The organism is Sphingomonas sp. P4_D12, assembly GCF_056401895.1.
Window position 1 is genome coordinate 198,718 of the sequence record NZ_JBFUIL010000011.1, and the last position, 15,438, is coordinate 214,155.

General features: G+C 67.6%; 9 protein-coding genes. 5 read left to right on the plus strand and 4 right to left on the minus strand.

Annotated elements, in window-relative coordinates:
• The first annotated feature begins 65 nt into the window (after positions 1 to 65).
• From AC1DSD_RS19885 to AC1DSD_RS19895, 3 genes are all read left to right on the plus strand, one after another.
• Complete coding sequence (locus AC1DSD_RS19885; RefSeq protein WP_478032503.1) at positions 66 to 5,870, plus strand: alpha-2-macroglobulin family protein; 5,805 nt, start codon at positions 66 to 68, stop codon at positions 5,868 to 5,870.
• Positions 5,871 to 6,182: 312 nt separating this feature from the next.
• A complete protein-coding gene (gene pbpC, locus AC1DSD_RS19890) occupies positions 6,183 to 8,408 on the plus strand; it encodes a penicillin-binding protein 1C (RefSeq protein WP_478032504.1) in 2,226 nt (741 codons plus the stop codon).
• 104 nt (positions 8,409 to 8,512) lie between these two features.
• Positions 8,513 to 9,670: a serine hydrolase domain-containing protein gene (locus AC1DSD_RS19895; protein WP_478032505.1), complete on the plus strand. Its 1,158-nt coding sequence runs from the start codon at positions 8,513 to 8,515 to the stop codon at positions 9,668 to 9,670.
• Positions 9,671 to 9,755: 85 nt separating this feature from the next.
• On the opposite strand, the gene AC1DSD_RS19900 is transcribed toward AC1DSD_RS19895, so the two are convergent.
• On the minus strand, positions 9,756 to 10,217 hold the full coding sequence (locus AC1DSD_RS19900; protein WP_478032506.1) for an RcnB family protein: 462 nt from the start codon (positions 10,215 to 10,217) through the stop codon (positions 9,756 to 9,758).
• Positions 10,218 to 10,472: 255 nt separating this feature from the next.
• Complete coding sequence (locus AC1DSD_RS19905) at positions 10,473 to 10,964, minus strand: outer membrane protein assembly factor BamE (protein WP_478032507.1); 492 nt, start codon at positions 10,962 to 10,964, stop codon at positions 10,473 to 10,475.
• Between the two features lie 116 nt (positions 10,965 to 11,080).
• Between AC1DSD_RS19905 and AC1DSD_RS19910 the strand changes: the two genes are divergently transcribed.
• Complete coding sequence (locus tag AC1DSD_RS19910; protein ID WP_478032508.1) at positions 11,081 to 11,584, plus strand: ubiquinol-cytochrome C chaperone family protein; 504 nt, start codon at positions 11,081 to 11,083, stop codon at positions 11,582 to 11,584.
• Positions 11,581 to 12,102: a YceD family protein gene (locus AC1DSD_RS19915; protein WP_478032510.1), complete on the plus strand. Its 522-nt coding sequence runs from the start codon at positions 11,581 to 11,583 to the stop codon at positions 12,100 to 12,102. The genes AC1DSD_RS19910 and AC1DSD_RS19915 overlap by 4 nt, the downstream gene beginning before the upstream one ends.
• A gap of 58 nt (positions 12,103 to 12,160) precedes the next feature.
• Here AC1DSD_RS19915 and AC1DSD_RS19920 read toward each other — a convergent pair whose 3' ends face one another.
• Positions 12,161 to 12,697: a SixA phosphatase family protein gene (locus tag AC1DSD_RS19920; protein ID WP_478032512.1), complete on the minus strand. Its 537-nt coding sequence runs from the start codon at positions 12,695 to 12,697 to the stop codon at positions 12,161 to 12,163.
• Between the two features lie 13 nt (positions 12,698 to 12,710).
• Complete coding sequence (locus AC1DSD_RS19925) at positions 12,711 to 15,419, minus strand: ATP-dependent DNA helicase (protein WP_478032553.1); 2,709 nt, start codon at positions 15,417 to 15,419, stop codon at positions 12,711 to 12,713.
• Positions 15,420 to 15,438: the final 19 nt, after the last annotated feature.

Consider the following 15,438-nt stretch of genomic DNA (forward strand, 5'->3'; position numbering starts at 1 on the left):
AGACTTCCTTCCCACCTCCGCTAGCCTCCCTCGCGCTCAACGAAGCCACGACAGAAGGGGGATGTATGAAGCTCGCGGCCCGTCTCGCGGTCCTTGCCCTGGCGCTTTCACCGGCGCTCGCCTTCGGCGACAATTCCCCGCACATCACCGTCGCCACGCCGGGCGTCGGTAACGGCTCGATCGAGCGCTTCACCGCGCGGTTCAGCCAGCCGATGGTGGCGTTGGGCGATCCGCGCGCGCCTGCTCCCTTCGACGTCACCTGCACGGTCAACGGCCAGGGGCGCTGGGCCGACCAGCAGACGTTCGTCTGGGAATTCGCCAATCCGCTGCCGGGCGGCACCAAATGCGAATTCAAGGTCAAGGCCGGGACCAAGAGCGTGTCGGGCTATGCGCTCAACGACAGCAATACCTATACGGTCGACGCCGGCGGACCGATGGCCAAGGCGATCCTGCCAGGCGAGAATAGCGACGAGATCGAAGAGGGCCAGGTGTTCCTGGTCGCCGCCAATTTGCCGGCGACGCCGCAATCGGTCGGCGCCAATGCCTATTGCTCGGTCGCCGGGCTGGGCGAGAAGATCCCGGTCGACGTGCTGCCGCCCGACACCGCGGGCAAGCTGATCGCCGAGATGGGCACCGACGGCAATTACGCCGTGCAGAGCTTCCTGGAGAGCGGCGGCCTGCCCGCGACGGTCCCGGCGAGCGAGGCCGATCGCGCCAAGACCTATCAGGGCGTGACCGCATTGCGCTGCCGCCGACCATTGCCGCCGGGGCACGACATGTCCTTGGTCTGGTCGGGCAAGATCGCCAGCGCGAGCGGCAAGCCCGCGGGCACCGACCAGCGCTTCGACTTCACCGTGCGCAAGCCGTTCGCGGCGCGGTTCGAATGCAGCCGCACCAATGCCCAGGCCGGCTGCAACCCGGTCGAGAAAGCCTATCTGCGCTTCACCGCGCCGATCCCGATGTCGCTCGCGCGCGAGATGAAGATCACCACCGCCGACGGTACGGTGATCGCGCCGCTGTTCGACAAGGATCAGCAGAAATCGGCGACGATCAGCGACATCACCTTCCCGGCGCCGACGCCTTATGCGACCACCGCCAAGGTCTCGATTCCGGCCGGCGTGAAGGACGAGAGCGGGCGGACGCTGACCAATGCCGAGCGCTTCCCGCTCGATATCCGCATCGACCAGGCGCCGCCTCTGGTGAAGTTCGCCGCGGGGTTCGGCATCCTCGAGGCCAAGGAAGGCGGCGTGCTGCCGGTCACGGTGCGCAATGTCGAGCCGGCGCTGCAGGGCCAGAATCTCAATATCGGCGGGCAGACGCTGCGGGTCGAAGGCTCCGACGGCAAGATCGCCGAGTGGCTGCGCACGGTCAATTCGGCCGACGACACCAATATCGAGGACATCAAGAAGGGCGACGAGGTCGTCGGTCATATCCAGAATACCGGCGCGACCCCGATCCTGACCGGCGCCAATGCCGGCGCCTCGATGAAGATCGGCCTGCCGGGCAAGGGCAAGGACTTCGAAGTGGTCGGCATTCCGCTGACCAAGCCCGGATTCTATGTCGTCGAGCTGGCCAGCCCGGTGCTCGGCCAAGCCCTGCTCGGCCGCAGATCGCCGCGCTACGTCGCGACCGCCGCTTTGGTCACCAACATGGCGGTCCATTTCAAATGGGGGCGAGAGAAGAGCCTTGCCTGGGTGACCAATCTCGACACCGGCCTGCCCGTCGGCAATGCCGCGGTGGCGGTGACCGACAGCTGTACCGGGCAATTGCTCGCCAATGGCACGACCGACAAATCGGGCGCGGTGTTCATTCCCGCCGGGCTCCCCCAGCCGGCGACCTATGGCGGGTGCGAAAACGATTATCAGGAACATCCGCTGATGGTCTCGGCGCGCGCCGGCGACGATTTCAGCTTTACCCTGACCGATTGGGGCGAGGGCATCCGCCCGTACGATTTCGACCTGCCTTATGGCTATTCGGCGTCGGGTGACGTGTTCCACACCGTGTTCGATCGCGCACTGGTCCGTCAGGGCGAGACGATCCACATGAAGCATATCCTGCGCCAGCCCAACGGCACTGGTTTCTCGCTGGCGCCGGGGTTCAGCGGGACGCTGCGGCTGTCGCATCGTGGGTCGGACACCAATTTCGATTTGCCGCTGACGATCGACGCCAATGGCATCGGCGAGACCGAATGGACCGCGCCCGCCGGCGCGCCGATGGGCGATTACGACATATCGGTGATCGACGGCGACAAGACGATCTCGACCAACCAGTCGTTCAAGGTCGACGAATACAAGCTTCCGACGATGCGCGCGACGGTGTCCGGGCCCAAGGACGCGGCGATCCGGCCCAAGTCGCTGCCGCTCGATTTGTTCGTCGGCTATCTCGCGGGTGGCGGCGCGTCGAACCTGCCGGTCGAAATGCGCGTCGGCTATTTCGGCCGCTCGGCCACGCCCGAAGGCTATGACAGCTACACCTTCGGTGGGACCGACGTGCAGGAGGGGACCAAGCCGCTCAACGGCGATGGCGAGGAGGAAAGCGCGCCGCTGCCGCCGACCCAGACCTTGCCCGCGACGCTGGGTAGTGATGGCACGACGCGAACCTCGGTCGACGTGCCGGCGATCGACTCCGCGACCGACATGCTGGTCGAGATGGATTATCAGGACGCGAATGGCGAAGTGCTGACCGCGTCGAAGCGCATCCCGATCTTTCCCTCGGCAGTGCAATTGGGCGCCAAGACCGACGGCTGGCTGATGAAGCAGGATGATCTGCGGCTGAGCTTCGTCGCGCTCGATACCGACAACAAGCCCAAGAAGGGTCAGGCGATCAGCGTCGCGCTCTATAGCCGTCAGGTGCTGACCGCGCGGCGGCGGCTGATCGGCGGCTTCTACGCCTATGACAACCAGATGAAGACGACCAAGCTCGCCGGGTCGTGCAGCGCGACCACCGATGAGCTTGGCCTGGCCAAATGCACGATCGATCCGGGCGTGTCGGGCGAAGTCTATATCGTCGCGACAACGCGCGACGCCGACGGCAACGTGTCGCGTGCGGTGCGCTCGGTATGGCTGGCGGGCGACCAGGATTGGTGGTTCGGCGGCGACAATGGCGACCGCATGGACGTCGTTCCCGAGCAACAGACCTACAAGGCCGGAGAGACCGCGCGCTTCCAGGTGCGCATGCCGTTCCGCGAGGCCGAGGCGCTGGTGACCGTCGAGCGCGAAGGCGTGCTGTCGAGCTTCGTGACCAAGCTGTCCGGCGCCAATCCGGTGGTCGAGGTCAAGATGCCGGGCAGCTATGCGCCCGACGTGTTCGTCTCGGTGATGGCGGTGCGCGGCCGCGCGCAGCCGGGCGTGTGGAGCTGGTTCCAGGGGATCGGCAAGGCCTTGGGCTTCACCAGCGCGCCGACCGAGGCGCAGGAGCCGACCGCCTTGGTCGATCTCGCCAAGCCAAGCTATCGCCTCGGCATCGCCAAGGTGAAGGTGGGCTGGGAAGCGCATCAATTGGGCGTGACGGTCAAGGCCAACAAGGAACGCTATGCCGCGCGCGACACCGCGACGGTCGACGTCTCGGTCAGGGATCCCGACAGCAAGCCGGCGAAGACCGCCGAAGTGGCGTTCGCCGCGGTTGACCAGGCGCTGTTGCAGCTTGCGCCCAATGACAGCTGGAACGTGCTCGACGCGATGATGGGCGACCGGCCCTTGTCGGTGCTGACCGCGACAGCGCAGACCCAGGTGGTCGGCAAGCGGCATTACGGCAAGAAAGCGGTCGAGGCTGGCGGTGGCGGCGGCGGCGATCTGTCGGGATTGAATCGCGAGAATTTCCAGCCGGTCTTGCTGTGGAAAGGCCGGGTGACGCTCGATGGCAATGGCCATGCCGAGGTGCCGGTCCCGCTCAACGACGCGCTGACCAGCTTCAAGCTGGTGGCGATCGCGACCGACGGCGCGCAATTGTTCGGCACCGGCAGCGCCGATATCCGCACCGCGCAGGATCTGTCGGTCTATGCCGGCCTGCCCAGCCTGGTGCGCACCGGCGACAGTTACGCCGCGGGCTTCACGCTGCGCAATGGTTCCGACAAGCCGATGACGGTGACCGCGAACGTCGCGCTCGAGCCGCAGATCGCCAAGGGCAATCCGATCACTGTGACGATCCCGGCCGGCGGCGCCGCGCCGATCGCGTGGAACCTGACCGCGCCGGCACAAGGCGGCCAGCTCAAATGGACGGTCAGCGCCAAGTCGTCGGACGGCAAGGCGGTCGACAAGATGACCACGGTCCAGGACGTCGTCCCGGCGGTGCCGACCGAGGTGTGGGCGGCGACGCTGGCGCGGGTCGGACCCAACACCTCGATCGCGATCACCCCGCCCAAGGGTGCGCTGCCCGGCTTCGGCGTGGTCGATATCAAGCTCGACGACAGCCTCGCCCCGCCGCTCGAAGGCGTGCGCCGCTTCATGGCGGCCTATCCCTATGACTGTTTCGAGCAGCGGCTGAGCCGGATCGTCGCCCTGGGCGATTCCGCCGGCTGGATTCAGCTCGCGGGCGAGATCCCAACTTATCAGGCGGATGACGGCCTGCTCCGTTATTGGCCGCAGGCATCGCTCAAGGGGTCGGAAGCACTGACCTCCTATGTGCTCGAACTGACCAGCGATGCCGGGCTGCCCATCCCCGATGCCGCCAAGACCAGGATGGTCGAGGGGCTGAAGGCCGTGCTCGACGGACGCTTGCGGCACGAGGATTATGGCGATGTCCGCCTGCAACGCCTCAACGCGTTCAACGCGCTGGCGCGTGCCGGCGCGGCGACCCCGGCGATGCTCGGCCAGATCGGCATCACGCCGCAGGAAATGCCGACCTCGATGCTGTCGGACTATATGATGGCGCTCGACAGGGTGTCGGGGCTGGCCAATGCCAACGCGTTGCGCGGGACGGCCGAGAACGTGCTGCGCACGCGGCTGGTCTATGAAGGCACGCGGCTCGACCTGTCCGATCAGTCGAATGCGCCCTGGTGGCTGATGTCGTCGGGCGACGAAGGCGCGATCAAGGCGGTCATCGCGACGCTCGGCCGGCCGGGCTGGAACGACGATGCGCCCAAGATGATGGTCGGCGTGTCGCTGCGCCAGCAGCGCGGGCGCTGGGACACCACCACGGCCAATGCCTGGGGCACGATCGCGGCGAAGAAGTTCGGCGGGCTCTATCCGGCGAGCGCGATCACCGGCGCGACCAACCTGAGCTTCGGCCAGCAATCGGTCCTGAAGTCCTGGCCGCTCGCCGCCGACGCGCGCAAGGCGAGCTTCGCGCTGCCGTCGGCCCAGACGCCGCTGGTGTTGCGGCAATCGGCAGGCGCCGGACCCTGGGCGACGGTCCAGGTCTCGGCCGCGGTGCCGCTGACCCAGCCTTTATTCGCCGGCTATCGCGTGTCGAAGAAGGTCGAGCCGGTCAGCCAGCGGGTGAAGGGGCAGTATAGCCGCGGCGACGTGCTCAAGGTGACCTTGCTGGTCGAGGCGACCGCCGAGCGCAACTGGGTGGTAGTCAACGACCCGATCCCGGCGGGCGCGACTTTGGTCAGCGATCTCGGTGGCCAGTCGCAGATGCTGGCCGGGCAGGAACAGGCCGGCGGCGGCTCGCGGTTCAACGTGGCCGACAAGGATGGCAAGGTGTGGGACGTCCAGGCCGGGGTCTCACCCGCTTATGTCGAGCGGCGGCGCGATTCGTGGCGCGGCTATTTCGACTGGGTCCCGCGCGGCAATTTCGCCATCGTCTATCTGATGCGGCTCAACGGTGCCGGCACGTTCAGCATGCCCTCGACGCGGGTCGAGGCGATGTATTCGCCCTCGATCAATGCTCAGCTGCCCAATGCGTCGATGACCATCGCGCAGAAGTGATGGGGTTCGAGGGTATCGGCCCAAAACTCCCCTCCCTGAAAGGGAGGGAGTGTTCGGGCCGAAATGCGCCCCGCGCATTTCTGAACCATGCCGGGGGCATGGTTCACCCGAACACTGGGTGGGTGCGCGTGTCTACTCGGCGACGCCTATTCCTAACCGTCATGTCGGGCTCGTCCCGGCATCCACCGGGCCGCAAGCGCGGGACAAGAAGCTCAAGGATTGCGCTTTGTTGCGCAGTGGATGCCGGGACAAGCCCGGCATGACGAATTGGGCAGTTGAATATCGATCCGCCCCCGCCCTGAGCGACGTTCGATGAGCGGGTGGCACGACCGCGCGCGGTCGGTATGGGCATGGGCTAGAACTGTTGAGCGCCGGGTCGACGAGGGCATCGCGACCGCCGGGCGTTGGCTAATCGACCACCGCCCACGCACCCGAGCGCATTGGATCGTCGCCACCCTCGGCCTGCTCATCGTCGCCGGCGGGGTGATCGACTATCTGACCCTGCCCCCGCCGATCCCGACCTATCGCGACGTCCGCGCCGGCTGGAAGTCGTCCGAGGCCTGGCTCTACGACCGCCACGGCGTGCTGATCGATTCGTCGCGGGTCGATTACGCCCGGCGCCGGCTGGCCTGGGTGCCGCTCGACAAGGTCGCCGACACCACCAGGACGACCCTGGTCGCGGCGGAGGATCATCGTTTCTACGATCACGGTGGCGTCGACTGGCTGGCGAGCCTGGGGGCGCTGCGCGACCGGATCGAGGGGCGCAAATCGCGCGGCGCCTCGACGCTCAGCATGCAACTCGCCGGATTCCTGTCGCCCGATCTGGCGCGGCCGGGTGCGCGGTCGTGGCTCGACAAGATCCGCCAGATGCGTGCCGGAATGGCGGTCGAGAGCGTCTGGGGCAAGGACGAGATCCTCGAAGCCTATCTCAACCTCGCCGGCTTCAGGGGCGAGGCGCAGGGGATCGGCGCCGCCGCGCTCGGTCTGTTCGGCAAGACCCCCGACGCGCTCAGCCGCGACGACGCGCTGATGCTCGCGGCCTTGCTGCCCGATCCGCAAGCCGGTGCGGGCACGGTGGCACGCCGCGCCTGCCTGCTCAGCCACGAGAAGGATTGCTCGCGGTTCGAGGGCGAGGCCTATTCGATGCTCGGCCCCGCGCGCAGCCTGATGCTCGATCCGGGTCTCGCGCCGCACCTCGCCAACAAGTTGCTGACCAAGGCGGGATTGCGCGTCACCTCGACGCTCGACGCCGACATCCAGCGACTCGCGATCGGCGCGCTCAAACGCCAGCTCGAAGGATTGGGCGGCAGCCGCGCGCGCGACGGCGCGGTAGTGGTGCTCGACAATGCGACCGGTGACGTGCTCGCTTATGTCGGCGGGATCGGCGGCAATTCGACCGCGCCCTCGGTCGACGCCGCGGGGGCCTACCGCCAGGCGGGGTCGACGCTCAAGCCGTTCCTCTATGCCGAGGCGATCGAGAAGGGATATCTCACCCCCGCCTCGATCCTCGACGATTCGCCGGTCCAGCTCGACACCGCCTCAGGCCTCTACGTCCCGCAGAATTACGACAAGGGCTTCAAGGGCCCGGTGTCGGCGCGCTCGGCGCTGGCGGGATCGCTCAACGTGCCCGCGGTACGGACCTTGCTGTTGATCGGCGTCGATTCGTTCCGCGATCGGCTGTGGGACACCGGCTATCAGGGGCTGGTCGAGGATGGCGATTATTACGGCTTTTCGCTCGCGCTCGGCTCGGCCGAGGTGACCTTGCTCGAACAGGCCAATGCCTATCGCAGCCTGGCCAATGCCGGTCGCTTGGCGCCGGTGCGGATGACGGCGACCGACCCGGTCCCGGTGTCCAAGCCGATCACCACGCCGCAGGCTGCCTGGATCGTCGCCGACATGATGGCCGATCCCAATGCGCGCGCAGTCACCTTCGGGCTCGATTCGTCGCTGCGGCTACCGTTCTGGGCGGCGGTGAAGACCGGCACGTCTAAGGCGATGCGCGACAATTGGTGCGTCGGTTTTTCGGATCGCTACACTGTCGCGGTGTGGGTCGGGAATATGGAAGGCGACCCGATGCGCGCCGTCTCGGGCACCAGCGGTGCCGCGCCGGTATGGCGCGACGTGATGCTCGCGCTCCACGCCGACCGCGCCAGCAAGGCGCCGCCGATGCCGAGCGGGGTGGAAGCGCGCGCGATCCGCTTCGCCGACAATATCGAACAGCCACGGCGCGAATATTTCCTCGCCGGCACCGGCATGAACGTGGTCACGGCGGCGCCCGACACCTCGCGCCGGCCGCGCATCACCAACCCCGTCTCGGGCAGCGTCTATGCGATCGATCCCGACATCCCGATCGACCGCCAGCGCCTCGCGGTCGCGGTATCGGGCGACGCGGTCACCCACCGGCTGGTGCTCGACAAGAAGGATCTGGGCGACGCCAGCACCGCGCCGCTGATCCTGCCGGGGCCGGGGCGGCACCGGCTGGCGTTGCTCGATCTGTCGGGGAAAGTGGTCGATCAGGTGATGTTTACGATGCGGTGACGGACTCGACGAATCCGCCGCCTATGCGGACCGATAATTTCCGATACCGCCTCACATCTCCAGTGATTACAGGGCGATTTAGGTAATCTGGCGAGGGGATCGCGATGACATCGGAGACGGCGCGCTATATGGGTCGCCGCGATATTTTGGCGGCCGCGGCCGCGATCCCGTTATTGGCGCTTGATAGCATGCCCGCCGCCGCAACGGCGTCGCGTGGCGCCGGCGCCAATTCGGGACTTGCCGACTTCGAGCGCCGTGTGCGCGCGACGATGAGCGCGGAAGCGATCCCCGGTATGACGGCGGGTTTCGCGCGAGGCGCCATGCAATGGGTGCGCGGTTACGGCTTTGCCGATCTCGAGAACAAGGTGCCCGCGACGGCGATATCCGCCTATCGCTATGCCTCGGTGCAAAAGCCGATGACCGCGGTTGCGGTGCTGCAACTGGTCGAGCGCGGCAAGATCGACCTCGACGCCGATATTCGCGAGTACGTTCCCTATTTCCCGGACAAGGGCCATCGCATCACGCCGCGCCAGCTGCTCGGCCATATCGGCGGCATCCCCGATTATGCGAGCGAGGCCGACGAGCATCTCACCGAGCACAAGAATACGCGCGAGGCGATCGCGCTATTCGCCGATCGTGCGCTGATCGCGGAGCCGGGCACCAGGTTCAAATATACCAGCTACGGCTACAATCTGCTCGGCGCGGCGATCGAAACGGTGTCGGGCAAGGCCTATGGCGATTATATGCGCGAGCATGTCTGGGGGCCGGCAGGCATGACCTCGACACGGATGGAGGACCCGGCAGTCATCATCCCCAACCGGGTGCGCGGCTATCGCTTTGTCGACGGTCAGGTGCGCAATTCCGAGTTCGTCGACGTCAGCAGCCGGTTCGCGGCTGGTGCCTCGCGCGGTACGGTGCCCGATCTGCTGCGCTTCGGGACAGCGCTGAGCGAAGGGCGGTTGATCAGCCCCGCCAGCATGGCACTGATGCGCACGCCAATGCGGACGCGCGACGGCAGGATCGCGGGATTCCCGCGTACCGACGGCTATGCAATGGGTTGGAGCGTGCTCGGCCAAGGCAAGGATTGCGTGCTGTTCCACGACGGCGGCCAGCCAGAGACGCGCACGATGCTGATTGTCAGCCCCGAGGCTCGCCTAACGGTCGCGAGCGCGCAGAATTACGAGCGCGATATTCATCCGCCGCTGGCCTTCGCGCTCTATGCGGCGGCGACGGGCAAGGCGTTCCCGATCAAGCCGGCCTGAGCCGGGCTGGGGATCGCGAAGGAAAAAAACGGGGCGTCCGGGCGGGCATTGAAAACGCCCGGACGCCCCGCCTTCCACTGGGAGCTTACCAGTAGAAGTTGTGGATCACGCGCAGCACGATTCCGCGACGCGTATCGATCAGCAGGACGTCGTCATAATGGCGCACCCAGCGCTGGCCCCAGCCGGCGGGCGGCAGGCGATAACGCCAGGGATCGTTGATCCAATAGGCCGAGCCCCAATAGGTCGGCGCGATGCGCACGCCGGGGCGGAAGGCATAATAACGGAACGGCGCCCGCCAGGTGCCGCGCGAATAGACGCCGCGATTCTGGTTACGCCAGCCGCGCCAGTCATTGTCGCGCCAGCGGCGGTTGCGGTCCTCGCGCCAATCGCGGCGGTCCTCGCGCAGGTCGCGGCGGTCGCGTTGCAGATCGCGGCGGTCCTCGCGAATCTCGCGCTGGTCGCGACGGACCTCGCCCCAGGATTGCGCTTGCGCCGCGACCGGCATCACGGTCGCCGCGATCAGCGCGGTGAGGATCAATTTACGCATGATCGTCTCCTTCTTTTCCGAAACGGCGCGTCTCCAGCGCCGCCATGTCGGGGATAATTAGGACCGCGACGCTGAACGCGTCGCGAACGTCTCGGTCAGGTTACAGCAAGGGTTTGCAAGGCCAGACGATGGTGCCAGGAACTGACGTCACCCCGGGCTTGTCCCGGGGTCCACTGATCCGCAAGCTGAGGGTTCTCGGCTCCGTGGATGCCGGCACAAGGCCGGCATGACGAATTAGAGCGTCGCCCGAAGACCCTACGGCTGGCTGTCGTCGCCGCCGCCGGKGCCGGCACCGGCCGCGCCGACCGAGCCGATATTGCCGAACAATTCCTCGAAGAAGCTGCGCTTGCGGCCCAAGGTCGGGGTGGTCTTGCCGTACGGCCGGACCGACGCGACCTGATCGAGACCGGTGCGGGTGATGTTCGACACCACGCCCTTCTGGTCGAACGCGATCTTCAGCGTCAGCTGGCTCCGCGCCTTGGGATTCATATAAGCGAGGTTGCGGCTGTCGCGCGCGACATAATACCATTCGCCCGAATTGAACTGGCTGGCGAAGCTGGGCTTGCCCAGCGTCTGCATCACCGAGGCGCGGTTGTCGACGCCCGGCTGGACCGAATTCACCAGGTCGGCGTCGATGATATAGCCCTGGTGCGAGCGCAGCGAGGTGCAGCCGCCGGCGAGCGCCACAACCGCGATTGCCGCGGTCAGGCCGCCAAACCGACCAACCATCCGGACTGCCTTCACCATTCGATACTCTCCGTGCGCCGACGCCAATCACCCGGCGCATTTGCATCGCGCGCCGTTCGCCTCAATATGCGGGGTGGGCGGACGGCACAAGGCCGCGTCCCGCGAAGGCAGGATTGATGGGTTTTTTCGACAGGTTCAGGGCGAAACGTGACGAAACCGCGGCGCTCTACGCGGCATTGGTGGCGCGCGCGCGCCAGCCGCATTGGTATCTCGACGGCGCGGTCGCCGATACGGTCGACGGCCGGTTCGACATGATCGCGGCGGTGCTGGCGATGGTCATGCTGCGGCTCGAGGCCGATCCCGCCGGAGTCGCCGCGGCGGCGCACCTGTCCGAAGCGTTCGTCGACGACATGGATCCGCAATTGCGCGAGATCGGGATCGGCGACCTGTTGGTCGGCAAGCATGTCGGGCGGATGATGGGGATGCTCGGCGGCCGGCTGGGCGCCTATCGCGATGGCCTCGCGGCAGGCGACCTCAAGCCGGCTTTGGTCCGCAACCTCTATCGCGGCGAGACGCCCGAGCCGGCCGCGCTGGCGCATGTCGAGCGCGAATTGCTGGCGTTGCGCCAGGGCCTGGACGGCATCGCGCTCGATGCCTTGGTCGCGGGTCAGCTCCCGTGACTGTCGAATTCGCGCGGCCGCAGCGCGTCGACACGATCGGCGACGACGCGCGCACGATCGAGATCGACGCCGATGCGCAGGAACGCGCCGCGCTGGCCAAACGGTTCGATCTGATCGGCATCGAGAAGCTGACGAGCAAGTTCACGATTCGCCGCGACGCCGCCGGGATCGTCGCCGAGGGACGTGTCGCGGCGGCAGTGACCCAGGCGTGCAGCATCACCGGCGACCCACTGCCCGCGACGGTCGACGAGCCGGTTGCCCTGCGATTCGTCGCCGAAGAGGATGCCGGCCAGGATGAGGTCGAGCTGGGCGACAGCGATATCGACGTGATTCCCTATGACGGCGGGACGATCGATTTGGGCGAAGTCGCCGCAGAGACGATGGCGCTGGCGCTCGACCCCTTTCCGCGCGGGCCGAATGCCGAAGTGGTGCTCAAGGAAGCGGGCGTGTTGAGCGAGGAGCAGGCCGGTCCGTTTGGCGCGCTCGCGGGGTTGAAAGACAAGCTCGCGAAGAAGTGATCGCGGCATATTCCCCTCCCGCTTGCGGGAGGGGAGAATCGCCCTCGTCGCGCGACGGTCAGTCGGCGTCAGGCCCTAGCCCCGGGTCGAGATCGCGCGGGCGAACGAAAGTCGTGAGCGTGCAGCCGCCCGCCGCGACGTCGGCCCAGCTGTCGGCCTCGCACGTCATCACCGCCAGGCTGGCGGTCGGGAATTTGACCTCAACCTGGTCGCGCCGAGTGTCGCCATCGGGGACCAGCAGGAGGATCAGATCCTCGAGCCCGGGATTGTGCCCCGACAGGAGCAGGCTGTCGGCGATCACCGGCGCGTCGTGGACCAGTTCGAGCAAGGTCGCGGCCGAGGCGAGATAGGCGCGGCGGTCCCAATCGGGGTCGATGCGGCGGCCATAGCCTTGCGACGCCTGTTCGAGCGTCTCGATCACGCGCGTGGCGGGAGAGGCGATGGCATAGTCCCAGCTCAGGCCGATCGCGCGCATATGGCTGCCGACCGTGCGCGCGGCACGTTCGCCCTTGGGATTGAGGCCGCGGTCGAAATCGCGCACGCCGTGATCGTCCCAACTCGATTTGGCGTGCCGGAGCAGGATGAGCGTCTTCATGGCGCCTTCTGGTTCAACGAACAGTTTCGTTCCCTTGCCCGACCTGTGCGACAGAAGAAAGACGCGATCTCACGCGCGCGACCGCCTCATCGAGCGGCACCCGCGCGATCGGCACCCCGGCGGGGAACGCCGAAAGCAATCGGCTTGGCATCGCCGCCGACAGCAAGATGAAGGCGCCACGGTCGTCGGCGCGGCGGATCAGCCGGCCGAATGCCTGGGCGAGCTTGGCGCGGACGATGCGGTCGTCATAAGCGGAGCCGCCGCCCGCCAGCCGCCGCGCGGCGTGGAGCACGGTCGGCTTGGCCCAGGGCACGCCCTCCAGGATCACCTGGCGCAAAGATTCGCCGGGCACATCGACGCCGTCGCGCAACGCGTCGGTGCCGATCAGCGAGGCGCGGCGGTCGTCGCGGAACATGTCGACCAGGGTGCCGGGGTCGATCGGATCGACATGCTGGGCGTAGAGCGGAAGGCCGTCGCGCGCGAGGCGATCGGCGATGCGGGCATGGACGCCGCGCAGCCGGCGGATCGCGGTGAACAGACCGAGTGTGCCGCCGCCCGCCGCTTCGATCAGCCGGGCATAGGCATTGGCCAAAGCCGCGAGGTCGCCGCGTTTGACGTCGGTGACGATCAACACTTCGGCCTGGTTGGGGTAATCGAAAGGGCTCTGCGCCTCGAACAATCCGGCGCCGCGATCGAGATGCGGGACGCCGGCGCGTGCCTCGGCGGTCACCCAGTCGGGATCGCCCGCCTTGAGCGTCGCCGAGGTCACCAGCACGCCGTGCGCCGGCTTGAGCACGGTCGAGGCGAGCGGACGGGTCGGGTCGAGCCAGCGGCGATGCAGGCCGATATCGATCTCGCGCCCCTCGATCCGCTCGACCGCCAGCCAGTCGACGAAATCGGGATCGGCCGGCCCGCCGATCCGCGCGAGCAGCCCGATCCAGGCGCCCACCGTGTCGGTCCGCCAGCCGAGCGAGGCGATCGCGCCCTCGACCCGCGCGCGGGCCTGGCCGTCCATCCAGTCGGGCGCCTCGGCCAGCACTGCCTCCAGCCGTTGGCCGAGCGCCATGAGCGGGCGGAGCAAGGACTCGAGTCCCTGCGCGGCCTCGGCAGCGGCCTCGATCAACGCGCCGTCGGGTTCGGCGAGTTCGGTTTCGAGACCATAGCCGGCATCGCCATCCTGCGCTGCCCGCGCATAGGTCAGTCCGCGTACCGCGGCGAGCAGGCGTTCGACCACGCCGAATGGCTCGCCCTCGGCGACGCGCTGCAACCAGCCGTCGCTGGCGAGCGCGCGCGCGGCCTCGACCGCGTCGAGGATCGCGCGGCCGCCCGCTTCGTCATAGCTGGCGACATCGCTCAGCCGCGCGGCAAGCCCGCGGCGGCGGCCGCGCGAGGTCGATTCGGGGCCGACGATCCAGCGCCTGAGTTCGATCGATTCCTGTCCCGACAAAGCGACCCCGAACATCGAATCGGCGGCGTCGAACAGATGATGGCCTTCGTCGAACACATAGCGGGTCGGGCGGCTGTTCGCTTCGCGTCCGCGCGCGGCGTTGACCATCACCAGCGCGTGGTTGGCGATGACGATATCGGCTTCGGCACTGGCGCGCGCGGCGCGCTCGATGAAGCATTTGCGGTAATGTGGGCAGCCGGCATAGACGCACTCGCCGCGGCGGTCGGTCAGCGCGGTCGATCCGTTGCGGCGGAACAAGGTCGGCAGCCAGCCGGGCAGATCGCCGCCGATCATGTCGCCATCGGCGGTATAGGCCGCCCAGCGCGCGACGAGATGCGCGAGCACCGCCGCTCGGCCGGCGAATCCGCCTTGCAGCGCATCCTCCAGGTTGAGCAGACAGAGGTAATTCTCGCGACCCTTGCGCGTCACCACGCGGCGGCGGCGCTCGACCGGATCGGGGATCAGCCGCGACGTCTCGTGGTTGAGCTGGCGTTGCAGCGCCTTGGTGAAGGTCGAGATCCACACCGGGCCGCCGGCCGCTTCGGACCAGAGCGAGGCGGGGGCGAGATAGCCCAATGTCTTGCCGATTCCGGTGCCTGCCTCGGCCAGCACCATATTGGGATTGTCGCGCAAGATGCGCGGCGCGAAGGCGGCGGCGCACGCCTCGGCAAAGGCGCGCTGGCCGGGGCGCTGCTCGGCGCCGGCGCCGGTCAGATAATCGAGCCGCGCGGCGATGTCGGCGTCGTGCAACGTGACCGGACGCGGCGCCGGCCGCGGCGCTGTCTCGTCCCATTCGGGCAATTTGGTGAACAGCCAGCGTTCGTGCTCGCGCGGCTTGGCGATGCGTTCGGCGACGAGTGGCGACCACGGCCAACGCAGCCGCGCGAGACTCTGCGCGGCGGTCCAGGCGCCTTCGCGCTCGGGCCAGTCGCCCTCGGCGAGCGCCAGCAATGCCGCGGCGGCATCGCGCAGGAACGGCGCGATGCGATCCTCGCTCTCGGGCTCTGTCAGGCCGAGCGCGCGAGCGAACCCGCGCGGCGTGGGAGCGAGGAAGGTGGCAGGTTTGAGGAAGGCGTAGAGTTCGAGCAGATCGAGTCCCGACAGATCGGCATAGCCCAGCCGCTGCCCGATCAGCGGCGCGTTGAGCACAATCATCGGCGTATCGGCCGCCAACCGGATCGCTTCGCCCCGTCCGACCGCGCGGCAGCCGTCGTCATCGGCGATCCACACCCCGGCATGACTGGCGTGGAGGGCAGGATAAGGCGGGATCGGCATCGCGCGACGGTGCGCGATG

Bases quoted from the DNA above. Each gene is read 5' to 3' on its own strand.
- AC1DSD_RS19885 (WP_478032503.1), top strand. From the start codon at position 66: ATGAAGCTCGCGGCCCGTCTCGCGGTCCTTGCCCTGGCGCTTTCACCG.
- pbpC (WP_478032504.1), top strand. From the start codon at position 6,183: ATGAGCGGGTGGCACGACCGCGCGCGGTCGGTATGGGCATGGGCTAGA.
- AC1DSD_RS19895 (WP_478032505.1), top strand. From the start codon at position 8,513: ATGACATCGGAGACGGCGCGCTATATGGGTCGCCGCGATATTTTGGCG.
- AC1DSD_RS19900 (WP_478032506.1), bottom strand. From the start codon at position 10,217: ATGCGTAAATTGATCCTCACCGCGCTGATCGCGGCGACCGTGATGCCG.
- AC1DSD_RS19910 (WP_478032508.1), top strand. From the start codon at position 11,081: ATGGGTTTTTTCGACAGGTTCAGGGCGAAACGTGACGAAACCGCGGCG.
- AC1DSD_RS19920 (WP_478032512.1), bottom strand. From the start codon at position 12,697: ATGAAGACGCTCATCCTGCTCCGGCACGCCAAATCGAGTTGGGACGAT.
- AC1DSD_RS19925 (WP_478032553.1), bottom strand. From the start codon at position 15,419: ATGCCGATCCCGCCTTATCCTGCCCTCCACGCCAGTCATGCCGGGGTG.